This is a genomic window from Paraburkholderia sp. BR14320 (genome assembly GCF_040948665.1).
Taxonomy (GTDB): Bacteria; Pseudomonadota; Gammaproteobacteria; order Burkholderiales; family Burkholderiaceae; genus Paraburkholderia; species Paraburkholderia youngii.
Window position 1 is genome coordinate 21104 of the sequence record NZ_JBFPKG010000044.1, and the last position, 23605, is coordinate 44708.

Annotated in this window: 21 protein-coding genes and 2 tRNA genes; 5 read left to right on the forward strand and 18 right to left on the reverse strand. The window is 62.7% G+C overall.

What is annotated here, in order from left to right:
* Positions 1–10: 10 nt before the first annotated feature.
* Entirely contained in the window at positions 11–919 is a 909-nt protein-coding gene (locus AB3X89_RS29965) for a LysR family transcriptional regulator (RefSeq protein WP_368586516.1), read from the reverse strand.
* 127 nt (positions 920–1046) lie between these two features.
* Between AB3X89_RS29965 and AB3X89_RS29970 the strand changes: the two genes are divergently transcribed.
* Genes AB3X89_RS29970 through AB3X89_RS29980 form a run of 3 tightly spaced genes read left to right on the forward strand, consistent with a single transcriptional unit; the run spans position 1047 to position 5581 of the window.
* A complete protein-coding gene (locus tag AB3X89_RS29970; protein ID WP_368586517.1) occupies positions 1047–3167 on the forward strand; it encodes a 3-hydroxyacyl-CoA dehydrogenase NAD-binding domain-containing protein in 2121 nt (706 codons plus the stop codon).
* Between the two features lie 29 nt (positions 3168–3196).
* Positions 3197–4405 (forward strand): acyl-CoA dehydrogenase family protein, encoded by a 1209-nt coding sequence (locus AB3X89_RS29975; protein ID WP_368586518.1) that lies wholly within the window; start codon positions 3197–3199, stop codon positions 4403–4405.
* Between the two features lie 12 nt (positions 4406–4417).
* Positions 4418–5581: an acyl-CoA dehydrogenase family protein gene (locus tag AB3X89_RS29980; RefSeq protein WP_368586519.1), complete on the forward strand. Its 1164-nt coding sequence runs from the start codon at positions 4418–4420 to the stop codon at positions 5579–5581.
* A 101-nt stretch (positions 5582–5682) separates the two neighbouring features.
* Here the strand turns inward: AB3X89_RS29980 and AB3X89_RS29985 are convergent.
* From AB3X89_RS29985 to AB3X89_RS30055, 15 genes are all read right to left on the reverse strand, one after another.
* A tRNA-Pro gene (locus AB3X89_RS29985) sits at positions 5683–5759 on the reverse strand.
* A gap of 77 nt (positions 5760–5836) precedes the next feature.
* The gene (locus AB3X89_RS29990) at positions 5837–6253 is read right to left on the reverse strand and encodes a MerR family transcriptional regulator (protein ID WP_368586520.1); all 417 of its coding nucleotides are present in this window, start codon (positions 6251–6253) and stop codon (positions 5837–5839) included.
* Positions 6254–6296: 43 nt separating this feature from the next.
* Positions 6297–6707 (reverse strand): integration host factor subunit alpha, encoded by a 411-nt coding sequence (locus AB3X89_RS29995; RefSeq protein WP_176108086.1) that lies wholly within the window; start codon positions 6705–6707, stop codon positions 6297–6299.
* Positions 6708–6776: 69 nt separating this feature from the next.
* Positions 6777–9212, reverse strand: a complete 2436-nt coding sequence (gene pheT / locus AB3X89_RS30000) for a phenylalanine--tRNA ligase subunit beta (protein WP_368586521.1) — start codon at positions 9210–9212, stop codon at positions 6777–6779.
* A 179-nt stretch (positions 9213–9391) separates the two neighbouring features.
* Positions 9392–10405, reverse strand: coding sequence for a phenylalanine--tRNA ligase subunit alpha (pheS, locus tag AB3X89_RS30005; protein WP_018435256.1), 1014 nt, complete (start codon positions 10403–10405; stop codon positions 9392–9394).
* A gap of 157 nt (positions 10406–10562) precedes the next feature.
* Positions 10563–10922: a 50S ribosomal protein L20 gene (gene rplT / locus AB3X89_RS30010; RefSeq protein WP_006052502.1), complete on the reverse strand. Its 360-nt coding sequence runs from the start codon at positions 10920–10922 to the stop codon at positions 10563–10565.
* A gap of 29 nt (positions 10923–10951) precedes the next feature.
* Positions 10952–11149: a 50S ribosomal protein L35 gene (gene rpmI / locus AB3X89_RS30015; protein WP_006052501.1), complete on the reverse strand. Its 198-nt coding sequence runs from the start codon at positions 11147–11149 to the stop codon at positions 10952–10954.
* Positions 11150–11407: 258 nt separating this feature from the next.
* A complete protein-coding gene (gene infC / locus AB3X89_RS30020) occupies positions 11408–11932 on the reverse strand; it encodes a translation initiation factor IF-3 (RefSeq protein ID WP_075643713.1) in 525 nt (174 codons plus the stop codon).
* 49 nt (positions 11933–11981) lie between these two features.
* The gene (gene thrS / locus AB3X89_RS30025; protein ID WP_368586522.1) at positions 11982–13889 is read right to left on the reverse strand and encodes a threonine--tRNA ligase; all 1908 of its coding nucleotides are present in this window, start codon (positions 13887–13889) and stop codon (positions 11982–11984) included.
* A 252-nt stretch (positions 13890–14141) separates the two neighbouring features.
* Positions 14142–14218: transfer RNA gene (locus tag AB3X89_RS30030), tRNA-Val, on the reverse strand.
* Positions 14219–14323: 105 nt separating this feature from the next.
* Complete coding sequence (locus AB3X89_RS30035) at positions 14324–16567, reverse strand: bifunctional (p)ppGpp synthetase/guanosine-3',5'-bis(diphosphate) 3'-pyrophosphohydrolase (RefSeq protein WP_368586523.1); 2244 nt, start codon at positions 16565–16567, stop codon at positions 14324–14326.
* Between the two features lie 69 nt (positions 16568–16636).
* Positions 16637–16990 carry a RidA family protein gene (locus tag AB3X89_RS30040; RefSeq protein WP_018435253.1) on the reverse strand — a complete coding sequence of 118 codons (354 nt, stop codon included), beginning with the start codon at positions 16988–16990 and terminating at the stop codon, positions 16637–16639.
* A 78-nt stretch (positions 16991–17068) separates the two neighbouring features.
* Positions 17069–17983, reverse strand: a complete 915-nt coding sequence (locus AB3X89_RS30045) for an alpha/beta fold hydrolase (protein WP_368586524.1) — start codon at positions 17981–17983, stop codon at positions 17069–17071.
* A gap of 227 nt (positions 17984–18210) precedes the next feature.
* Positions 18211–18852 carry a CoA transferase subunit B gene (locus tag AB3X89_RS30050; RefSeq protein ID WP_013089923.1) on the reverse strand — a complete coding sequence of 214 codons (642 nt, stop codon included), beginning with the start codon at positions 18850–18852 and terminating at the stop codon, positions 18211–18213.
* Between the two features lie 2 nt (positions 18853–18854).
* Positions 18855–19559, reverse strand: a complete 705-nt coding sequence (locus tag AB3X89_RS30055) for a CoA transferase subunit A (RefSeq protein ID WP_368586525.1) — start codon at positions 19557–19559, stop codon at positions 18855–18857.
* 228 nt (positions 19560–19787) lie between these two features.
* On the opposite strand from AB3X89_RS30055, the gene AB3X89_RS30060 reads away from it, so the two are divergent.
* The gene (locus AB3X89_RS30060) at positions 19788–20333 is read left to right on the forward strand and encodes a LuxR C-terminal-related transcriptional regulator (RefSeq protein ID WP_176108078.1); all 546 of its coding nucleotides are present in this window, start codon (positions 19788–19790) and stop codon (positions 20331–20333) included.
* 48 nt (positions 20334–20381) lie between these two features.
* Here AB3X89_RS30060 and AB3X89_RS30065 read toward each other — a convergent pair whose 3' ends face one another.
* Positions 20382–20813 (reverse strand): acyl-CoA thioesterase, encoded by a 432-nt coding sequence (locus tag AB3X89_RS30065; RefSeq protein ID WP_368586526.1) that lies wholly within the window; start codon positions 20811–20813, stop codon positions 20382–20384.
* Between the two features lie 56 nt (positions 20814–20869).
* A complete protein-coding gene (locus AB3X89_RS30070) occupies positions 20870–21646 on the reverse strand; it encodes an SDR family oxidoreductase (protein WP_013089927.1) in 777 nt (258 codons plus the stop codon).
* A gap of 188 nt (positions 21647–21834) precedes the next feature.
* Between AB3X89_RS30070 and AB3X89_RS30075 the strand changes: the two genes are divergently transcribed.
* On the forward strand, positions 21835–23508 hold the full coding sequence (locus AB3X89_RS30075; RefSeq protein ID WP_368586527.1) for an electron transfer flavoprotein-ubiquinone oxidoreductase: 1674 nt from the start codon (positions 21835–21837) through the stop codon (positions 23506–23508).
* The last annotated feature ends 97 nt before the right edge of the window (positions 23509–23605 follow it).

Below are 23605 nucleotides of genomic sequence, written 5' to 3' on the forward strand. Positions count from 1 at the left end.
GTTCGCCGCTTCAGTTCGCAGCGCCCCTGCCCGAGCCCTGCGCCTGCTCCAGCACGAAGTCGATGAACGTCGCGGCCGCGCGCGTGTGGTGCCGGTTCGGCATGTACAGCATGTACATGTGGGTGCCGAAGATGCTGAGCCGCCAGGCATCGAGCGCGGTCAGCACCGCGCCGCGCTTCAGATCGTCCTGCACCACATAGTCGGGTACGAGTCCGACGCCCAGACCGGCCAGCACCGCCTGCCGTAAAAATAGAAAGTTCTCGGAAATAATCGTCGGTTCGAGCAGCACTTCATGACGCTCGTCGCGCAAATATGCGGCGAGCCGCAACTGCTTGCCGATCACGGCCGCGGTAATCAGCGGCGCGGCGCGCAGGTCGTCGAGCGTCGCGGGCATGCCGTGCGTCCGCGCGAATTCGGGGGATGCGCAGGCCACGTACCGGACCGGCCCCATGTCCCGCGCGACGAGGTTTTGCGGCGGCTCCGACATCACGCGCACCGCGATGTCGATTTCGTCGCGCATCAGATCCTCGACGCGGTTCTCGAACATCACGTCTAGCACGATGCCCGGATACAACCGCTTGAACGCGATCAGCCAGTCGGACATCACGAGCTGGCCATAGCCGCTCGGCACGCTCAGCCGCACCCGCCCCTGCAGGCTCTGGCCCAGCGTCGCCACCGACTCGCGCGCGGCGAGCAACGCGTTGCGAATAGTGCGGCCGTGCTCGTAGAGCCGTAGACCGATCTCGGTCGGCTCGACGCGGCGCGTGGTGCGCCGCACCAATTGCAGGCCCACGGAACGCTCGAGCTGGTTCAGGTGATAGCTAACGTTCGCGCGGCTCATCTTGAGCCGGCGCGCCGCTTCGCTCAGATTGCCGGCGTCGAGGATGTCGACGAGCAGGGTCAGCGAGTTGACGTCCATGGCCGCGTCGTTGTCAAAATAATTTTGACAGTCTGTCAATCAACCATGTGATTGTCAATGAACGTTGACCACTCCAGAATGGGACGATCCGGCGCAATTCGCCACCCTGGATACGGAGACACCCACGATGAACCAATCCTCTTCAGCCGACGTCGTCACGCGCGAATTGCGCGGCAAGGTACTGCTCGTCACGATCGACCACGCGCCGGTCAACGCGCTCTCGGCCGAGGTGCGGCGCGGCCTGCTGGACGCGATCGAAGCCGCCGACGCCGAGCGCGCCGTCGAAGCCGTGCTGATCGTCGGCGCGGGGCGCAACTTCATCGCCGGTGCCGATATTCGCGAGTTTGGTAAGCCTCCGGTGCCGCCTTCGCTGCCGGAGGTGTGCAATCGCATCGAGGCCTGCGGGAAACCCGTGATTGCCGCGTTGCATGGCGCCGCGCTCGGCGGCGGGCTCGAAGTGGCGCTCGCCGCGCATTACCGGATCGCCGTGGACGGCGCGAAGCTCGGCCTGCCCGAAGTGCAGCTCGGTCTGCTGCCCGGCGCGGGCGGCACGCAACGCACGCCGCGCCTGATCGGCGCGCCGGCCGCGCTCGATCTGATCCTGAGCGGCCGTCATGCGAGCGCGAAGGAAGCGCTCGCGCTAGGTCTGATCGACCGTCTCGGCGACAGCGGCGACATCCTCGCCGAAGGACTCGCCTACACGCACGAACTGCTCGCCGCGCACGCGCCGATGCGTCGTACGCGCGACGCCGCCGCATTGAGCGATCGCGCCGCGAGCCTCGCCGCCGTCGCGAAAGCTCGTGACGAAACCGCGAAGAAAGCGCGGGGCCTGTTCTCGCCGCTGAAAATCGTCGACGCGGTCGAAGCCGCGATCGAACAGCCCTTCGACGAAGGCCTGAAGTTCGAACGCAAGCTGTTCCTGCAATGCCTCGACAGCCCGCAGCGCGCAGGTCTCGTGCACGCGTTCTTCGCCGAGCGCGAAGTGCTGAAAGCGCCCGAAACGCGCGACGCGAAACCGCGCGCGCTCGGGGCGATCGGCGTGATCGGCGGCGGCACGATGGGCGCGGGCATTGCGGTCGCGGTGCTCGACGCGGGTCTGCCCGTCACGATGATCGAACGCGACGAAGCGTCGCTCGCGCGCGGCCGCGCGCACATCGACAAGGTCTACGACGGGCTGATCGCCAAGGGCCGCCTCACCGCCGAGAAGAAAGCCGCGACGATGGCGCGCTGGAGCGGCAGCACGTCGTACGATGCGCTTGCTCACGTCGACCTCGTGATCGAAGCCGTGTTCGAAGATCTCGGCGTCAAAAAGGCCGTGTTCGCCGAGCTCGATCGTGTCTGCAAGCCCGGCGCGGTGCTCGCGACCAACACGTCGTATCTGGATATCGAAGCGATCGCGGCCAGCACCTCGCGCCCCGCCGACGTGATCGGTCTGCACTTCTTCTCCCCCGCCAACATCATGAAGCTGCTCGAAGTCGTGGTGCCGAAGCAGGTCAGCGCCGACGTCGTCGCGACCGCGTTCGAGCTCGCGAAGAAGCTGCGCAAGACGCCGGTGCGCGCGGGCGTGTGCGACGGATTCATCGGCAATCGGCTGCTCGCCGTCTATCGCGCCGCCGCGGACGCGCTGATGGAAGACGGTGCGTCGCCGTATCAGATCGACGCGGCCGTGCGCGCGTTCGGCTTGCCGATGGGCCCGTTCCAGGTGGTCGATCTCGCGGGCGGCGACATCGGCTGGGCGGCGCGCAAACGCCGCGCGGCCACGCGCGACCCGAACGCACGCTACGTGCAGATCGCCGACCGCCTGTGCGAGCGTGGCTGGTTCGGCCAGAAGACCGGCCGCGGATTCTATCTGTACCCCGAAGGATCGCGCGGCGGCATGCCCGATCCCGAAGTCGAGGCGATCATCGACGCCGAACGCAAGCGCGCGGGCGTCACGCCGCGCAGCTTCACCGACGAGCAGATCATGCGCCGCTATATGGCCGCGATGATCAACGAAGGCGCGAACGTCGTGCACGAAGGCATCGCGCTGCGCCCGCTCGACGTCGACGTGACGCTGCTGTACGGCTACGGCTTTCCGCGCTACCGCGGCGGTCCAATGAAATACGCGGATAGCGTCGGGCTGGCGACGATCCTCGCCGACATCCGCGAGTTCGCGAAGGAAGACCCGCTGTTCTGGCGGCCGTCGCCGCTGCTCGTCGAACTGGTCGAGCGCGGAGCGGATTTCGCGAGCCTGAACACGACGGCCTGAGCCGCCACGAACCGGACGGAACGACTGCGATGGATCTGAACTTCACCCCCGAAGAAGAAGCGTTTCGCGCCAGCGTGCTGGCGTTTTTGCGCGACAAGCTGCCGCGAGGCCTCGCCGACAAGGTGCACGGCGGCCGGCGTCTGACGCGCGACGACATGGCCGGGTGGCACGCGATTCTGAACGCGCAAGGCTGGCTCGCGAATCACTGGCCGAAGGAGTTCGGCGGCCCGGGCTGGAACGCGGTGCAGAAGTTCATCTTCGAGAACGAATGCGCGCTGGCCGGCGCGCCGCGCGTCGTACCGTTCGGCGTCAACATGCTCGGGCCGGTGCTGATCAGGTACGGCAGCGACGCGCAGAAGCGTCACTGGCTGCCGCGCATTCTCGATGGTTCCGACTGGTGGTGCCAGGGCTATTCGGAGCCGGGCGCGGGCTCCGACCTTGCGTCGGTCAAGACGACGGCGGTGCGCGGCAAGGATGTGCAGGGCGAACACTACATCGTCAATGGCCAGAAGACGTGGACCACGCTCGCGCATTACGCGAACATGATCTTCTGCCTCGTGCGCACCGCGACCGACGTGCGCAAACAGGAAGGCATCAGCTTTCTGCTGATCGACATGAACACGCCGGGCGTCGAAGTGCGGCCGATCATCACGCTCGACGGCGAGCATGAAGTCAACGAAGTGTTTTTCACCGACGTGCGCGTGCCTGCCGAGAATCTCGTCGGCGAGGAGAACAAGGGCTGGACTTACGCAAAATATCTGCTTACGTACGAGCGCACCAATATCGCGGGCGTCGGCTTTTCGGTCGCCGCGTTCAATCGTCTGCGCAAGATCGCCGCGAAACAGCTCCGCAATGGCCGGCCGCTCGCCGAGGATCCCGCGTTCGCGGCACGCATGGCGCGCGTCGAGATCGACCTCGAGAACATGAAGACGACCAACCTGCGCGTGATCGCGGCCGTGGCGGGCGGCGGCGTGCCCGGTGCCGAGAGTTCGATGCTGAAGATTCGCGGCACCGAAATCCGTCAGGAAATCTCGTCGCTGACGCGGCGCGCGATGGGCGCTTATGCGCAGCCATTCGTCGAGGAAGCGCTGTACGAAGGCTTCGATGGCGTGCCGGTCGGCCCGGACGAAGCCGCGAGTGCCGCGTCGCAGTACTTCAATAATCGCAAGCTGTCGATCTTCGGCGGCTCGAACGAAATCCAGAAGAACATCATTTCCAAAATGATCCTCGGACTGTAAAAGGCGCACGTCATGAATTTCCAGCACACCGAAGATCGCCGCATGCTGGCGGATACGCTGAACCGGTTTATCAGCGAGCAGTACGGCTTCGCGACGCGCGATCAGATCGCGCGCTCGACGCAAGGCTTCAGCCCCGATCTGTGGGCGCGCTTCGCGGAGCTTGGCGTGATCGGCGCACTGTTCGATGAAGCGAGCGGCGGTTTTGGCGGCGGCGGCTTCGATATTTCCGTCGTGTTCGAGAGTATCGGCCGGGGGCTCGTCGTCGAGCCGTTTCTCGATACGCTGATCGTCGGACGGGCGATCGCTCGCAGCGGCAGTGACGCGCAAAAAGCGGCGCTCGGCTCGTTGATCGACGGTTCGCGGATCGTTGCGCTCGCGCATGGCGAACCGGACAGTCATTACGAACTGGCTCGGGTCGCAACGACGCGCGCGCGGCGCAGCGTTGAGGGCAACAGCGGCGTGTGGACTTTGCATGGCGCGAAGGCCGTCGTTCAGCATGGCGAGCATGCTCAGGTGTTCCTCGTCTCGGCACGCACGAGCGGCGAGGAGGATGCCGAAGCTGGCATCACGCTGTTTCTGGTGCCGGGGGACGCGGCGGGAGTGAGCGTGCGCGGCTATCGGAAGATCGACGGAGGACGCGCGGCCGAAGTGACGCTCGACAATGTCACGCTCGGCGACGACTCCGTGCTCGGCTCAGTGGACCAGGGCTTTGCGACGCTCGAATATGCGGTGAGCTGCGGCGTGCTCGCGCTGTGCGCGGAAGCCGTCGGCGCCATGGACGTCGCGAAAGACTACACGCTCGACTATCTGCGCACGCGCAGGCAGTTCGGCGTGCCGATCGGCAGCTTCCAGGCATTGCAGCATCGCATGGCCGATTTGCTGCTCGAAATCGAGCAGGCGCGCTCGGCAGTGATCAATGCGGCGGCAGTGCTCGATGGTGAACGCAATGCGCGCGAGCGCGCGGTGTCGGCGGCGAAGTACAGCATCGGCCGCATCGGCACGCGAGTCGCGGAGGAATGCATCCAGCTGCATGGCGGGATCGGCATGACCTGGGAGTTGCCGCTTGCGCATTACGCGAAGCGGCTCGTGATGATCGATCATCAGCTTGGGGATGAGGATCATCATTTGGAGCGGTTCGTGGCGTTGGGGGCTGCGGTTTCGCTCGCGCAGGTCTGATCATGAGGCGACCTGCTTGACGGAGACGAGCGGCGTCGCAGTTATCCGCGACGGGCAAGAAAAAAGGACTTATGGCTTTCACCGTAAGTCCTTTTTGATCTTGGTCGGGGCGAGAGGATTTGAACCTCCGACCACCTGCACCCCATGCAGGTACGCTACCAGGCTGCGCTACGCCCCGAACAGAAAAAAAATTATAACAGACACTTCATTCGATTAGAACTGCCCGACGCGAACAAAACGAACGAGCCGATGGAACTAGTGGCCCAGCAGATCGATTACGCTCTGCAGTTCCTCGCGCAACTTCTCGACATCGACAGCAACCGTTGCCGCCGATGCCTGCACCTGCCCCGCGGCTGCGCCGGCGGCCTCACCTTCTTCGACCGCCGCTTCCGGCCCACCGCCGCTATGCGAATCGAGCCGGTTGCGCGCCCCGTTGATCGTAAAACCCTGCTCGTACAGCAACTCTCGAATCCGCCTGATCAGCAGCACCTCGTGATGCTGATAATACCGACGATTGCCGCGCCGCTTGACCGGCCTCAACTGGGTGAACTCCTGCTCCCAGTAACGCAGCACGTGGGGCTTCACGCCGCAAAGTTCGCTGACCTCACCAATCGTGAAGTAGCGCTTCGCCGGAATCGGAGGCAAGACGACTTTTTCGATCGTCGCTGTCATCGTCAGTTAGCCGTGATGGGTTGCCCGGAAGCGCGCCAGTCGATCAGCGCGCGAAGCTCGCTTCGGCGCCGTTTTCGACGAGCGCCTTCAGCTTTTGACTTGCATGAAACGTCACCACGCGACGCGCCGCGATCGGAATCGCCTCGCCCGTCTTCGGATTTCTGCCGGGACGCTGCGGCTTGTCGCGCAACTGGAAGTTGCCGAAGCCCGACAGCTTGACGCTGTCTCCGCTCTCGAGCGCATCGCGGATCACCTCGAAGAACGCCTCGACCATGTCCTTCGCTTCCCGCTTGTTGAGCCCGACATTGTCGAACAGCAACTCGGCAAGTTCCGCCTTGGTGAGCGTCGGCGTTTCATTGGAAACGACGGCGGGTGATGTCGGAATTTCTCGAATCATGGCGCTGCGTTGCGCCGTAAGAAGCGCTTCGAAATCACTCGAGTTCATTTCATTCATATCTATCAAATGGCGCGCCAAGCGTAAAACAATGGATGCGGAAACAGCCGTGCAAATGATAAATGCGGGTTATCCGCGCAACCGTGCGCCATATACTCGAGCCAGACGTTCCACCAGAGTTTGAATAGCCAGATCGACCGTTTCATCCTGAAGGGTTCCGCCAGTATCTTGCAAGGTCACCCGGAACGCAAGGCTTTTCTCGTGCGCGGCCAGACCACCGGAAGTGTTTGATTTTGGACGAAATTCGTCGAAAAGTGCAATCTTCTGGACAGCCTTGCAGGCCGGCTCGGACTGGGCCTTCTGCAGCTCGTCGAGCAGCGCCTGAACCTCGATTTTCTGATCGACGACCACCGCAATATCACGTCGTACCGGCGGGAATTTTGAAACTTCCGACGGAATCGGCAATACCCGCTGCATTAATGCTTCCGCTTCGATTTCAAACAGAATCGGCGCATGCGGCAAATCATATTTTTGCATCCAGCGCGGATGCAATTCGCCAATCCAGCCCACTGCGCGACCATTCAATTCGATACGCGCGCTGCGTCCCGGATGCAGCGCCGGATGCTCGGCCTTCACGAACCGCGCGACCGCCGGTGCGACCAGCGCTTCGATGTCTCCCTTCACGTCGAAGAAGTCGACAGCACGCGTCGGTGCGCCCCACTGCTCGTCGAGCGCGGGACCATAAGCGAGCGCGCCGATCATCTTCGGCTGCGCGAAACCTTCGACGGTCAGCTCGCCAGCCTTGATCGACGGATCGTGCAGGAACACGCGGCCCGCTTCGAACACGCGTACACGGTCCGCCGCGCGACGGTTCAGGTTCGTGCGCAGCACATGGATCAGGCTGCCGAACAGCGTCGTACGCATCACCGACAGCTGGCTGGCGATCGGGTTGATCAGACGCACCGGGTTGCTGTTGCCTGCGAAGTCCTGCTCCCACTCGGCATCGACGAAGGTGAAGTTCACCGTTTCCGCGTAGTCGCGCGCGGCGAGTGCATGCCGGATCGCGTGGATCGAGCGTTGCGTCTCGTTGGTCGCGCGCATTTCGCTGGTCGCGACCGGCGGGCGCGCCGGAATCTTTTCGAAGCCGTAGATACGTGCGACTTCTTCGATCAGGTCCTCTTCGATTTCGATATCGAAGCGGTACGACGGCGGCATCACCGAGAACGTATCGCCGTCGCGCTCGAACGACAGGCCGAGGCGCGTGAAGATCTGTGCGATTTCATCGGCGCCGATCGCGACGCCGATGATGCGGTTCGCGCGCGAAACGCGCATCTTCACGGGCGCGCGCTTTGGCACGTTGACGATCTGATCGTCGACCGGACCCGCTTCGCCGCCGCAAATGTCGAGGATCAACTGCGTGATGCGCTCGATATGATCGACGGTCGTCGCGTAGTCGACGCCGCGCTCGAAGCGATGACCTGCATCGGTCGAGAAGTTGTACTTGCGCGAGCGGCCACGAATGCTATCGGGCCACCAGAATGCGGCTTCGAGATAGATATTGGTGGTGTCGAGCGTGACCGCGGTGCTGTCGCCGCCCATGATGCCCGCGAGGCTTTCGATATGCTGCTCGTCGGCGATCACGCCGACCGTTTCATCGAGCTCGACCGTGTTGCCGTTCAGCAGCTTCAGCGTTTCACCCTTGCGGGCCCAGCGCACGTCCATGCCGCCGTGGATCTTGTCGAGATCGAACACGTGCGACGGACGCCCCAGCTCGAGCATCACATAGTTCGAGATGTCGACGAGCGCGGAGATGCTGCGCTGGCCTGAGCGCTCGAGACGCTCGACCATCCATTGCGGCGACTTCGCGCGCGCATTGACGCCGCGGATCACGCGGCCCGAGAAACGGCCGCACAGATCGGGCGCCGAGATTTTCACGGGCAGGGTTTCAGTGAGCTTGACTGGAGCCGGCTTGATGTCGAGCGGGCGCAACGGCGCGCCGGTAATCGCCGACGTTTCGCGCGCGACGCCGAAAACCGACAAACAGTCGGCCTTGTTCGGCGTCAGCTTGATTTCAAAAACGGTGTCGTCGAGGTTGAGGGTCTCGCGGATGTCCTGGCCGATCGGCGTATCTTCCGGCAGGATCATCAGACCGCTGTGATCTTCGGAGAGCTTCAGCTCGCGCGCCGAGCACAGCATGCCCTGGCTTTCCACGCCGCGCAGCTTCGACAGCTTGATCGCGAACGGTGCGCCGCCCTCTTCGGCCGGCGGCAGTTGCGCGCCGACCAGCGCGACCGGCACCTTGATGCCGGGCGCCACGTTCGGAGCGCCGCATACGATGTTCAGCGTCGCGCCGGTGCCGGCGTTGACCTGACACACGTTGAGCTTGTCCGCATCCGGGTGCTTGACGACTTCCAGCACCTGGCCGACGACGATCTTCGAGGTCGGCGGCGCGGCCGGCCGCAGGTCTTCGACTTCGAGACCCGCCATCGTCAACGCGTGCGACAGCTCGTCGGTGGTCAGTCGCGGATCGACAAAAGTTCTGAGCCAGGATTCCGGAAATTGCATGGTTCTGTGTACGTTCTGATCAGGTTAGGTCCACGTCCGGCAGGTGCTTCGTAAAGCCGGTAATCTCTTCGTAAAGCCGGTGATCTTGCGCCGGTTCAGCGAGCTCTGCCGGGGACGCTCGCGGTGCGCACCGGGTGCGCTACCGCGTTCTATGCTTTGTCACGCTCGTGCGCGCCGGTTCATGCGAATTGACGCAGGAAACGCAGGTCGTTTTCGAAGAACAGGCGCAGGTCCTGCACGCCGTAACGCAGCATCGTGAGACGCTCGAGGCCGCTGCCGAAAGCGAAGCCGATGTAGCGCTCCGGGTCCAGACCCATGTTGCGGATCACTGTCGGATGCACCTGGCCGGAGCCCGAAATTTCGAGCCACTTGCCCGCGTTCTTGCCCGTTTCGAACTGCATGTCGATCTCGGCCGACGGTTCGGTAAACGGGAAATACGACGGTCGGAAGCGCACGAGAATGTCGTCGCGCTCGAAGAATTTTTTCAGGAAGTCGGTATAGACACCCTTCAGGTCCGCGAAGCTGATGTTTTCGTCGATCCACAGGCCTTCGACCTGGTTGAACATCGGCGAATGCGTGGCGTCGCTATCCACGCGATACGTGCGGCCGGGCACGATCACCTTGATCGGCGGCGTGTTGGTACGCGCGTAGCGTACCTGCATCGGGCTCGTATGCGTACGCAGCAGCAGCGGGCGGCCGTCGGCGTCCTTGCCGTCGACGTAGAAGGTATCCTGCATGGAACGCGCCGGATGGTTTTCCGGGCTGTTCAGCGAAGTGAAGTTGTACCAGTCGGTTTCGATCTCGGGGCCGTCGGCCACGTCGAATCCGATCGTACGGAAAATCTGCTCGACGCGCTCCCAGGTGCGCATCACGGGGTGCAGGCTGCCTGCATTGGCGCCGCGGCCCGGTAGCGTGACGTCGATCGCTTCAGCGGCGAGGCGCTGGTTCAGAAGCGCGTCGGCGAGCGACTGACGACGTGCCGTCAGCGCCGCTTCGACCTGTTGCTTGACGAGGTTGATCCGAGCGCCTTCTGTCTTGCGCGTTTCAGGATCGAGTTTGCCAAGACCCTTCAACAGCTCGGTCAGCGCACCCGCCTTACCGAGAAAGCGCGCTTTCTCGTTCTCGAGGGTGGTGACGTCGGGGGCTTCTGCGAAGGCTTTTTGCGCGTCGGCGACAATCTGGTCCAGATCCATTGATCCCATCATTTCAACGTCAGTGTTCTATCGAAACAAAACTGGTTCTACCAACAAAAACGGGGCTCGGTGAGGAGCCCCGTTTTTGTTGCAGCGTCACCGAGACGACCGGTGTTCGCTGCAACGAACCACGCAGTTTTAATTGCCAGAAGCGCAATCAGGCTGCAACGGCGGCTTTCACCTGCTGAACGATCGCAGCAAAAGCAGCCTTGTCGAACACAGCCATGTCGGCCAGCACCTTGCGGTCCAGTTCGATCGACGCTTTCTTCAGGCCGTTGATGAACACGCTGTACGTCATGTCGTGCTGACGCACCGCCGCATTGATACGCGTGATCCACAGTGCGCGGAACACACGCTTCTTGTTGCGGCGATCGCGGTAGGCGTACTGGCCTGCGCGCATGACCGCCTGCTTGGCGATGCGATAGACGTTATTGCGACGGCCGCGGTAACCCTTGGCCAGCTTGATGATCTTCTTGTGACGGGCCCGTGCGGTAACCCCACGTTTTACTCGAGGCATGTTTCGCTCCTATGAGTGTCGGTTAAGGGTTAAGCGAACGGCAGCATTGCGCGAACGGAGTTCAGATCGGAATCATGAACTGCCGTGGAGCCGCGCAGATGGCGTTTGTTCTTGGTGGTCTTCTTAGTAAGAATGTGACGCTTGAAGGCCTGACCGCGCTTGACGGTACCGCCCGGACGCACCACGAAGCGCTTTGCAGCGCTCTTCTTGGTCTTCATCTTCGGCATGACAACTCCATTATTAGATGGACATGGGTGTGCGGTCGGCCAGATGACCATTTCCCGCCCTTCGAAACCCATTCCACTTGGTATGCAGACCGCCGATACCGCCAGCGGCCGCTTTTCGGGAACGACTGCGCGCTTGCATGGGCGACGTTCCGAAACTTTCCAACACCGCGCTGGACACCTAGCACAGCATCAAGCAACCTTGCGCTACCGGAGCGCGGGCCACATGGCACGCCGCCGCTCCGGCCAACTGCTTCGTGCTTACTTCTTTTTCTTCGGAGCGAGCACCATGATCATCTGGCGCCCTTCCATTTTCGGCATCTGCTCGACCTGACCGACTTCGTCGAGATCGGTGCGCAGGCGTTCGAGCATGCGCATGCCGATTTCCTGGTGAGCCATTTCGCGGCCACGGAAACGCAACGTGATTTTCGTCTTGTCGCCGTCTTCGAGGAAGCGGACGAGGTTGCGCAGCTTGACGTTGTAATCACCGTCGTCAGTACCCGGGCGGAATTTGACTTCCTTGACCTGGATGACCTTCTGCTTGAGCTTGGCCTCGTGTTGCTTCTTCGCTTCCTGGTACTTGAACTTGCCGTAGTCCATCAAGCGGCAAACCGGCGGAACCGCCTGCGGGGCGATTTCGACCAGATCCACGTCCTGCTGTTCCGACATGCGGAACGCATCAGCGAGTTTCACAATGCCGAGCGGTTCGTTCTCGACGCCGACCAGTCGCACCTCGGGTGCTGTAATTTCACCGTTGATGCGGTGCGCAGACTTATCAGTAGCGATGTTACGTTTCCTCTAAAAATTAAAAAAAACGAGCCGGGTACCAAGTGGATTAGTTGAACGACTGCACGTCCTGGCGCAGACGCTCAATGAAGGCGTCAACAGGCATCACACCCATATCGACACCACCACGGGCACGCACGGCTACCGTTTGCGCTTCACGCTCCTTGTCGCCGACCACCAGTAGGTACGGCACCTTTTCCAGCGTGTGCTCGCGTATTTTATAGCTAATCTTCTCGTTGCGCAAATCAGCCTCGACTCTAACCCCTTGTTTTTGCAACGATTGGGCTAGCGACTGCGCATATTCGGCCTGGCTTTCCGCGATATTCATCACGACGACCTGCATCGGCGCGAGCCAGGCGGGCATTGCACCAGCATGGTGCTCGATCAGAATTCCGAGGAAGCGTTCCATCGATCCGACAATTGCCCGGTGCAACATAATCGGGCGACGGCGACTGTTGTCTTCGGCGACGTATTCGGCGCCCAGACGCTCCGGCAGCACCATGTCGAGCTGCAGCGTACCGCACTGCCACGATCGGCCGAGCGCGTCCTTGATGTGATACTCGACCTTCGGGCCATAGAACGCACCCTCGCCGGGCAGTTCTTCCCACGTGACGCCGCAGGCCGTCAGCGCCTCGCGGAGCCCCTGCTCCGCGCGAGCCCACGTTTCGTCGGTACCGGCGCGCGCATCCGGACGCAGCGACAGCTTGATCTCGACGTTGTCGAAGCCGAAGTCTCGGTAGACGCTCATCGCCAGCGTATTGAACGCGATCGATTCGCTGATGAACTGGTCTTCAGTACAAAAAATATGGGCGTCGTCCTGCACGAAGCCGCGCACGCGCATCAGACCATGCAGCGCGCCCGACGATTCGTTGCGATGGCACGAACCGAACTCCGCGTAACGCAGTGGCAGATCGCGATACGAGCGCAGACCGTGGTTGAATACCTGTACATGACCGGGGCAGTTCATCGGCTTGATCGCGTAGTCGCGCTTTTCCGATTCGGTCGTGAACATATTTTCACGATAGTTCTGCCAGTGTCCCGACGCTTCCCAGAGCGAGCGGTCCATGATCAACGGCGTCTTGATTTCAAGGTAGCCGGCGTCGTTCACGCGACGGCGCATGTACTGCTCGACCTGCTGCCACAGCGTCCAGCCGCGCGGATGCCAGAAAACCATGCCCGGCGACTCGTCCTGCATGTGGAACAGGTCGAGCTGCCTGCCCAGCTTCCGATGGTCGCGCTTTTCGGCCTCTTCGAGCATGTGTAGGTACGCTTCCTGGTCTTCCTTCTTCGTCCAGGCCGTGCCGTAAATGCGCTGCAACTGCTCGTTCTTCGAGTCCCCACGCCAGTAGGCACCCGCGACTTTCATCAGCTTGAACACCTTGAGCTTGCCCGTGGACGGCACGTGCGGGCCACGGCAGAGGTCCGTGAAGCCGCCATGCGAGTACAGCTTGATTTCGTCGCTGGCCGGGATCGATTCGATGATTTCGGCCTTGTACTTTTCGCCGATGCTCTTAAAGTACTCGACCGCTTCGTCGCGCGACACCACGCGACGCGACACCGGCTCGTCCTTCTTCGCCAGCTCCTGCATGCGTTTTTCGATCTTTTCGAGGTCTTCCGGCGTGAAAGGACGGTTGTACGAGAAGTCGTAATAGAAGCCGTTGTCAATGACCGGGCCGATCGTAACTTGCGCTTCGGGGTACAGATCCTTCACCGCATACGCGAGCAGGTGCGCCGTCGAGTGGCGGATGATATCGAGTCCGTCCGCGTCCTTCTCCGTGACGATGGCGAGCGCCACGTCGCGATCGATCAGCGCGGAGGTATCGACCAACTCCCCGTCGATCTTTCCGCCGAGTGCGGCTTTCGCGAGGCCGGGGCCGATCGAAGCGGCCACTTCGGCGACGGTCACCGGATGCTCGTACTGTCGAACAGAACCGTCAGGCAAACGTATCGAAACCATTGCGTTCTCCGTGGTGCCGACCGGCGGCGGCACATACAACCAGGGTCAAAAAGACAAAAAAAATGCGGCCCCGCTTTCGAGGGGCCGCATTCACATTTTATGCAAACATCACTGGCGAAAGTGGTCCTCGACTAGCGTCGTTCCGAAGTGGTTTCGGTCAACGTTCGCGGTGTCATAACCGTATTCGCCTCTTGCGCTCCAAGCGCTTACTGCAGTTTGCGAAACCCCGGCGAAGCCGGAATTTCATTTCGTTGGTAGGCTCGATTGGACTCGAACCAACGACCCCCACCATGTCAAGGTGGTGCTCTAACCAGCTGAGCTACGAGCCTGAAGAAACGAGAGTATATGGGGTATATCGCAGCTTGGCAAGTACTTTTATGCAGCGACTTTAATTCGTCTCGCCGTCAGCAGGCCTTTTTTCAATCGTCCCGGCCTCAGTTCTTGCGCGTCGCCCGCACCACTCCCGTGATTTCGCCCAGCAACGTACACGCGCGCTGGATCTGCGCAGAGCTCGATACCTCGACGGTAAATTGCATGAACGCGGCATTGCGGCGTGATTGCGTCTTCACGCCGATCACGTTCATCTTTTCCCGCGCGAACACTTCGGAGATATCACGTAGCAAGCCCTGTCGGTCCGTCGCCTCAATGCTGAGATCGACCGGGTAGACGGACTGGCCGCGGCCGCTCATCACGTCAGCCGACCACGCGGTCTGCAGCACACGCTCCGGCGCGCGCTCTGCCATGCGGCGGAACGTTGCGCAGTCACTGCGATGCACCGACATGCCCTTGCCGCGCGTGACGAAGCCGCAGATATCGTCGGGCGGCGCGGGGCGGCAGCAGCGCGCGAGCTGGGTGAGCAGTGCATCGACGCCGACCACCAGCACGCCGGTAGACGCGCCGCGCGCGACGCTCGCGCCACTGCTGCGTTTCTCGAATTTTTCCGGTGCCTCGACCTCGGGCTCGGGCGGCGGCGCGTCGTGCAGCGCCTGCTCGACGAGCCGCAGGCTGAATTCCTCCTTGCCGACCACGGAGAACAGGTCGTCGGTGGTCTTGAAACCAAGCCGCGCGGCCAACTGATCAAGATTGACCGAGGTCTTGCCTTCACGCTGCAGGGTTTTTTCAACCATCGCGCGACCGTTCGCGATGTGCTCCTCCAACTCGACCGCGTTGAACCACGCGCGCACCTTCTGCCGCGCTCGCCCGCTTTGCAGATAGCCAAGTTGCGGATTGAGCCAGTCGCGCGACGGACCGCCCTCCTTCACCGCCACGATCTCGACCGTCTGGCCGTTCTGCAATGCGGTGTTGAGCGGCACCATCACGCCGTCGACGCGCGCGCCGCGGCAACGATGCCCAAGCTCGCTGTGCAGGTGATACGCGAAGTCGATCGGCGTCGCGCCGTGCGGCAACGGAATCACGCGCGCCTGCGGCGTCAGCACGTAGATGTGATCGTCGTCGAGCGTCGCCTGGCGCAACTGCTCCCATGGCTGCACCGCGCCCGTTTCGCCATGCTCACCCTCGGACACCTCGTCCTTCCATGCGAGCAGCTGTCGCAGCCAGGCGATCTTCTCGTCGTATTTCTCGCTCGCGGTGAACGTGCCGCCATAGCCGCGCGCACCCGCTTCCTTGTAGCGCCAGTGCGCGGCAACGCCGTATTCGGCGAAGCGATGCATTTCCTGCGTGCGGATCTGCACTTCGAACGCGCGGCCGTCGTCGCCGATCACGACCGTGTGCAGCGACTTGTAGCCATTCGGCTTCGGCCGGGAGATGTAATCGTCGAACTCCTTCGGCACCGGCTGCCACAGGTTGTGCACGATGCCGAGCACGGTGTAGCAGTCCTTGATGTCCGGCACGATCACGCGAAACGCGCGCACGTCGTACAGCTCCGCGAAGTCGAGCTGCTTGCCGCGCATCTTGCGCCAGATGCTGTAGATATGCTTCGGCCGGCCGCTCACTTCGGCGCGGATATGCGCGGCGGCCAGCTCCTGCTGCAGGCGTTCGATTGCCTGCGCGACATAGCTCTCACGCTCGACGCGCTTCTCGTCGAGCAGCTTCGCGATGCGCTTGTAGGTGTCCGGCTCCTCGAAACGGAACGCGAGATCCTCGAGCTCCCACTTCAATTGCCAGATGCCGAGGCGGTTTGCGAGCGGCGCGTAGATATCGAGCGTTTCGCGCGCGACGTCCGGCGACGGCGTGATCTTCGCGGCTGCGTAGTAACGCAGCGATTGCAGCCGCGACGCGAGGCGGATCAGCACGACGCGAATGTCCTGCGCGAACGCGAGCAGCATTTTGCGCAGCGCCTCGACCTGCGCGCGGCGCGCAGCCTGCGCGTCACGCCCGGCCTCGGGCATCGCGTTTTGCGCCGCACGCAAACTGACCGTGCCGAGCCGCAGCAGCTTGCGCACGTCGCCGACCAGTTGCGCGACTTCTTCGCCGAAGTTGTCGGCGATCACCCGCTCCGGATCGTGCAGATGCGGTGTTAGCGCGAACAGCGCCGCGGCCAGCACCGCCGGCGGATCGACGTTGAGCTTGCGCATGATCGACGCGGTGCCCGCCGCGTGATCCGCGAGCAATTCGCCCGACGACAGCCGCACCTCGCCCGCATGTTCGCGCACGAACGCCATCGCTTCGTCGAAGGAACGATGGGGGTGAGGCGCGTTCGGAACGGTTTCGGTATTCATGGTGCGACGGCCCGCCGGGCCAGACGATTCAACGGAAAATCAGCAACGGTGCGGCCTCGCAACCGCAAGTCAGCTGCGCTGCGCCGCGATCACGACGATTTCGACGAGGCACTTCGGATTCGCGAGCTTTGCCTCGACGGTCGCGCGCGGCGGCGTGTCGCCCTGCGCGACCCACTCGTCCCACACGGCGTTCATGCCGGCGAAATGCGCCATGTCCGAGATATAGATCTGCACCGACAGCAGCAGCGACTTGTCGCTGTTCGCTTCAGCGAGCAGACGGTCGATGTGGCCGAGCACTTCACGCGTCTGGCCGGTGATGTCCTGATCGTCGTCCTCGGCGATCTGACCCGCGAGGTACACAGTGCCGTTGTGCACGGCCATTTCCGAGAGACGCTTGCCGACGTGATAACGAATGACTGCCATGAAATGTCCTGAGCTGAGGGTTGATCGAACTACATGCCGCACGACACTGCTGATAAAAGCTTCATGCGGAACTCAATATTATGACCCGTTCGCGGCCGAACCGATGAAGAACTCCCTCGCGAGCGCGATCTGGTCCGCCGCGAGAAACGCCGGCGCATGACCGACGCCCGCGATCTCCACGCTCGCTACGGCACGCCCGGCCGCCACCATCTTTGCGACCGTTTCACGCGACAGCAAATCCGAATGCTCACCGCGCACCACGAGCACCGGCCCCTGAAACGACGCGAGCGAATGCCACAGCGCCGCTTCGCCGAGCTTCGCCGCTTCCTCGGTGACCGCCTCGAACGGCTGGGCGATGCGCGGGTCATAGCGCAGCACCCACGCGCCGTCGTCTTCGCGCAGCAACGGCGAATTGACTTCGCGCCATTCGTCAGGCGTCAGCGGGCCGAAGCCCTGCGCGAGTTGCGCCGCGTAGTCGACACCCTGCTGCAGCGTATCGAAGCGTGCGGGCTTGCCGAGGTAATCGCCGATGCGCTTGACCGCGACCGGCTCCAGATGCGGCCCGACGTCGTTCAGCAGCAGCTTGCGGATCGGGGTGTCCGGCAGACCGGCGAGCCCCATGCCGATCAGGCCGCCCATCGAGGTGCCGAACCAGTCGACGGTCTCGACGTCGAGCCGCGCGATCAGCGTGACCATGTCGGCGACGTACTGCGGCACCGCATATAAGTTGGGGTTCGCGAGCCACGACGACAAGCCCCGGCCAACCACGTCCGGGCACACCACGCGATAGGTTTCCGCGAAGTTGGCAGCGAGCCGGTCGAAATCGCGCCCCGATCGTGTCAGTCCGTGCACGCACAGCAGCACGCGCGGATTGTCCGGATCGCCCCACTCGGTGTAGGCGACGCGATGCAGGCCGGCAGCGCTCGCGCACTGCACGTAACGTTGACGCGGCTCGGGCCGCCCGGTGGGGGAAGCGGAAGTCGTTGCGCTCATCTGGTGTCCTTGCAAAGACGCTGCGGATTGGGCTGCGAACGATTGTAAACCGCTTCGTCGCGCGGCAAGCATCGGCCAGAAGGCGTAGGAAGGTCGTGCAAACCGTCCGGCGCATCCGGCGCCGCGCGCCAAAAAATGGAACGGGCGAGACTCGCGTCTCGCCCGTCCGAAAACATCGTTGCCGCCGCGTGGTCGCATCGACGCGCGCAGCGGCGTTTGAACCCTCGTCAGCTCACCGCGCTCACATCGAGCGGCGCGCCGGTCTTCGCCTTGATTTCGTCGACGCTCACGCCAGGTGCAAGTTCGGTCACTTTCAAGCCGTTTTCGGTCACTTCGATCACGCCGAGATCGGTGATGATCTCGTCGACCACCCCCACGCCCGTCAGCGGCAGCGTGCATTCTTCGAGGATCTTGTGCTGATCGCCCTTGGCGACGTGCTCCATCAGTACGACCACGCGCTTGACGCCCGCGACCAGGTCCATCGCGCCGCCCATGCCCTTGATCATCTTGCCCGGGATCATCCAGTTCGCGAGATCGCCCTTCTTGCTGATCTGCATCGCGCCGAGGATCGCCAGATTGATGTGGCCGCCGCGAATCATCGCGAACGAATCCGCCGACGAGAAAATCGACGAACCGGGCAGCGTGGTCACCGTCTGCTTGCCGGCGTTGATCAGGTCCGCGTCGACTTCGTCTTCGGTCGGCGACGGGCCGATGCCGAGCAGACCGTTTTCCGACTGCAGCCACACTTCGACGCCCGCCGGCACGTGGTTCGCGACCAGCGTCGGCAAGCCGATGCCGAGGTTCACATAAAAGCCGTCCTGCAGTTCCTTCGCCGCGCGCGCGGCCATTTCGTCACGAGTCCATGCCATGATCAGTCTCCTTTCGCGCGGACGACGCGTTGTTCGATGCGTTTTTCCGGATGCGCATTCAGCACGATGCGCTGCACGAAGATGCCAGGCGTATGGATCGCGTCCGGATCGAGTTCGCCCACTTCGACGATCTCTTCGACCTCCGCGACGGTGATGCGGCCCGCCATCGCGCACATCGGATTGAAGTTGCGCGCGGTGCGGCGATAGATCAGGTTGCCGGCCTTGTCGGCCTTCCACGCCTTGACGAGCGCGATATCGGCGGTCAGCGAATGTTCGAGTACGTAGTGGTTCTCGCCGAACTGGCGGGTTTCCTTGCCCTCGGCGATCTGCGTACCGAAGCCGGTGTTCGTAAAAAACGCCGGGATGCCCGCGCCGCCCGCGCGCAGTTTCTCGGCGAGCGTGCCTTGCGGCGTGAATTCGAGCTCGAGTTCGCCGGACAGGTACTGGCGCTCGAACTCCTTGTTCTCACCGACGTACGACGAGATCATCTTCCTGATCTGACGCGTCTCGAGCAGCAGGCCGAGGCCGAAACCGTCGACGCCCGCGTTATTGCTGATGCAGGTGATGCCCCGCACCTTCGAATCGCGCAGCGCCGCGATCAGCGCCTCGGGAATGCCGCACAATCCGAAGCCGCCGACGGCGAACGTCTGCCCGTCCTTGACGATGTCCTTCAGCGCCTCGGCGGCGCCTGGATAGACTTTGTTCATCTGTATGTCCCTTCCTCTATGGAAACCCGAAACCAAACCTGTACGCAGGCCGCCGGATCATTGCGGCTGATATCGCAACTGGCGAACTTCACGTCGCCTCACGATACCGCTACGTCATTCTAGTAGTCATCCGCGGCATGCGCCGCGTTGTCATCTGCGCGAAAGAGTACGCTGGGCCCGCCATACGGCACAATACGCAAAAATACATAAGTACTTGCCGCCCCGCCCATGCCCTCCCTGGATTACCGCACTGCGTTTCACCTCGCGCCGATCGGACTCGTGCTGTCGCGCGAGCGGACCATCGAAGACTGCAACGACGAACTCGCGTCGATTTTCGGCTACGCGCGAGACGCGCTGATCGGTCAGTCATTCCAGGTGTTATATCCATCGGCGGATGAGTTCGAGCGGATCGGCGCGCGCATCCCGCCGATCATGACCGCGCAAGGCAGTTACGCGGACGACCGCATCATGAAACGCGCGAACGGCGAGCTGTTCTGGTGTCACGTGACGGGCCGCGCTCAGCAGCGCACCGACCCGCACGCGGCGGGTGTCTGGACCTTCGAGGATCTGAGCGCGACCCGCCGGGTGGCGGTGGAACTGACGCCACGCGAGCGCGAAATCGCCGCGCAACTGGTGACGGGCAAGACCAGCAAGCAGATCGGCCGCGTGCTCGACATCAGCCCGCGCACGGTCGACGTCTACCGTGCGCGGCTCATGCGCAAATACGATACGGGCAATGCGACCGAGCTGTTGCAGCGGCTGCTCGGAGATTGACAGAGAAAGAGAGTATGAGGCGCGCGACCGCGCCCTCAGGTAGCGCCGTCAGGCCGCCTTGACGAGCGCCGCGCTCTCGATGGCCGCGCGCAGCACGTCGGGCACCGGCATCGACTTGCCTGCCGCGTAGTCGATCCACACGCATCGCGCGGCGCCCCGCGCATAGAGCGTATCCGGCTCATCGGCACGCAGAAGCTCGAAAGCCGTATCGAAGCTGCTGCGCCCCGGCGTGGCCACCGACATCCGGCCGATCACGTCACCTGGATAGTGCAGCTGCTTCAGAAACTCCATCGACGCATTGACGATCACCGGCCCCTGGCCGTCCGGCCGCTCGCCGAGAAAGTCCATCTGTTCGAACCAGGAAATCCGCACCTGCTCCATGTAGCGGAAATAAACCGTGTTGTTGACGTGACCGAAGGCGTCCATGTCGCGCCATCGAATCGGCATCGTCATTTCGAAAACTGCGTGAAAATCGCTCATGCTGTACTTCCGTTCTTGCTTTTGCTGCCTGACTGTTGAAACTTAGGACGGCCCGCTCACGCGAGCCCGAAACCGTCGTCGGCGGCGATCACCGAGCCGTTGATAAATTGCGATTCGTCCGCCGCGAGCAGCAGGAGCAGCCCGTCGAGGTCCTCCGGCTTGCCAACCCGATGACGCGGCAGCATCGCAATCAGTTTCTGCCCCTGATCGGTCGACCAGTGGTGATGGTTGATCTCGGTGTCGATATACCCGGGGCAGATCGCGTTCACATTGATGCCGTGCTTGCCCCACTCGAGCGCCATCGCCTTCGTCATGTGGACGACCGCGGCCTTGCTCATCGAATACAGGCCGATTTGCGGCAGCACGCGCAAGCCCGCCATCGACGCGATGTTGATGATCCGGTACGACGGCTTCTGCGCGTTGTTGCCGCGCATGATCATGCGCTTGGCGACTTCCTGCGCGACGAAAAAAGCGCCGCGCGTATTGGTGTCGAACACGTATTCGAAGTCCGCCGGCGTGACCTCGGACAGCTTCTGCGTAGTCGACACGCCCGAGTTATTGACGAGGATATCGATGGTGCCGGCTTCGGTTTCCGCGTGCGCGACCGCCGACTTGATGCTTTGGTAGTCGGTCACGTCGAGCGACACCACGTGCGCGGCGCCGCCGGACGCCTCGATTTCCGCACGCAGCTCCTTGAGCCGCTCGGTACGTCGGCTCGCAAGCACGACCTTCGCGCCCGCCTGCGACAGCACCTGCGCGAAGCGCTTGCCCAACCCGCTCGAGGCGCCAGTGATCAGCGCGACCTTGCCTTCCAGATTGATCGAACGGCCCATTGTCTTTCCTTGTTCGGTTGTAAGGACAACTGCGGTTGACGGGGTTTGGTACGACCGCAACTAAGGGTCTATACCGTATCATGAAATAGTACGCTCGTGCTAATCTGTGGCTTTTGGGTTGCGGCGCAGGAATCGATCGCCCACAATACGAACCCGAAAAAAGCATTCTAACGGTAAGAGGAGCATCAATGACCCCCGCAAGTCTCATTGAGCAGTACGGCCCGCGCGAGTCGATGGAGTATGACGTCGTCATCGTCGGCGGCGGCCCTGCGGGCCTGTCGGCTGCCATTCGTCTGAAGCAGCGCGCCGCCGAACAAGGCGTCGAGCTTGGCGTATGCGTACTCGAAAAAGGCTCTGAGATCGGGGCGCATATTCTGTCGGGCGCGGTGATGGACCCGCGCGCGCTGACCGAGCTGATCCCGGACTGGAAGGACAAAGGCGCGCCGCTGACGGTCGAGGTGACCGAAGACCGCTTCCTGTTTCTGTCGGCGACGGGCGCGAAGAGCGTGCCGAACTGGGCGCTGCCGGACAATTTCAAGAACCACGGCAACTACGTGATCAGCCTCGCGAACGTGACGCGCTGGCTGGGCCAACAGGCCGAGGCGCTCGGCGTCGAAATTTTCCCGGGCTTTCCGGCCGCTGAAGTGCTGTACAACGAAGACGGCTCGGTCAAGGGCGTCGCGACCGGCAACCTCGGCATCGGCAAGGACGGCGAGCCGACCGAGAACTTCCAGCTCGGCATGGAACTGCACGCGAAGTACACGCTGTTCTGCGAAGGCGCGCGCGGCCACCTCGGCCGCCAGCTGAACGAGAAGTTCAAGCTGCGCGACGGCGTCGATCCGCAGGTGTACGGCATCGGTATCAAGGAGCTGTGGGAGATCGATCCCGCGAAGCACAAGCCGGGTCTGGTGATGCACACGGCCGGCTGGCCGCTTGAAAACGACACGTACGGCGGCTCGTTCCTCTATCACATGGACAACAACCAGGTCGTGGTCGGCTTCGTGGTCGGCCTCGGCTATTCGAATCCGTATCTGTCGCCGTTCGAGGAATTCCAGCGCTATAAGACGCATCCCGCGATCCGCGCGATTCTCGAAGGCGGCAAGCGCGTGTCGTATGGTGCGCGCGCGATCACCGCGGGCGGCCTGATGTCGCTGCCGAAGCTGGTGTTCCCGGGCGGTGCGCTGGTCGGCGACGACGCGGGCTTCCTGAACGCGTCGCGCATCAAGGGTTCGCACGCCGCGATCAAGACCGGCATGCTCGCCGCCGACGCCGCGTTCGCCGCCGTCCAGGCCGGCCGTCAGTCGGACGAACTGACCGCTTATCCGGAAACCTTCAAGACGTCGTGGCTCTACACGGAGCTGTATCGCGCGCGTAACTTCAAGCAGTGGATGAGCAAGGGTCTCTACCTCGGCACGCTGATGGTCGGCGTCGAGCAGAAGCTGCTCGGCGGTAACGTGCCCTGGACGCTGCATCATCAGCATTCCGACCACGAGATGCTGAAGCCGGCTTCGCAGTGCAAGCCGATCACGTATCCGAAGCCGGACGGCAAGCTGACGTTCGACCGGCTCTCATCGGTGTTCATCTCGAACACGAATCACGAGGAAAATCAGCCGGCGCATCTGACGCTGAAAGATCCGACCGTACCGGTCAACGTGAACTGGCAGACCTACGCCGGACCGGAGTCGCGTTATTGCCCGGCTGGCGTGTACGAGTTCGTGAAGAACGACGAAGGCAACGAGCGACTCGTGATCAATGCGCAGAACTGCGTGCACTGCAAGACCTGCGATATCAAGGACCCGACGCAGAATATCGTGTGGGTTACGCCGGAAGGCGGTGGCGGGCCGAACTATCCGAATATGTAACTGTTGTGCTGTTTGCCTTTGCGGCGCTGTGCGATAAGCGGCAGCGTCGCGAAGGCAAATTCCGATAGCGCGCTCGCGCTTTCGTCTGCGCGCATTG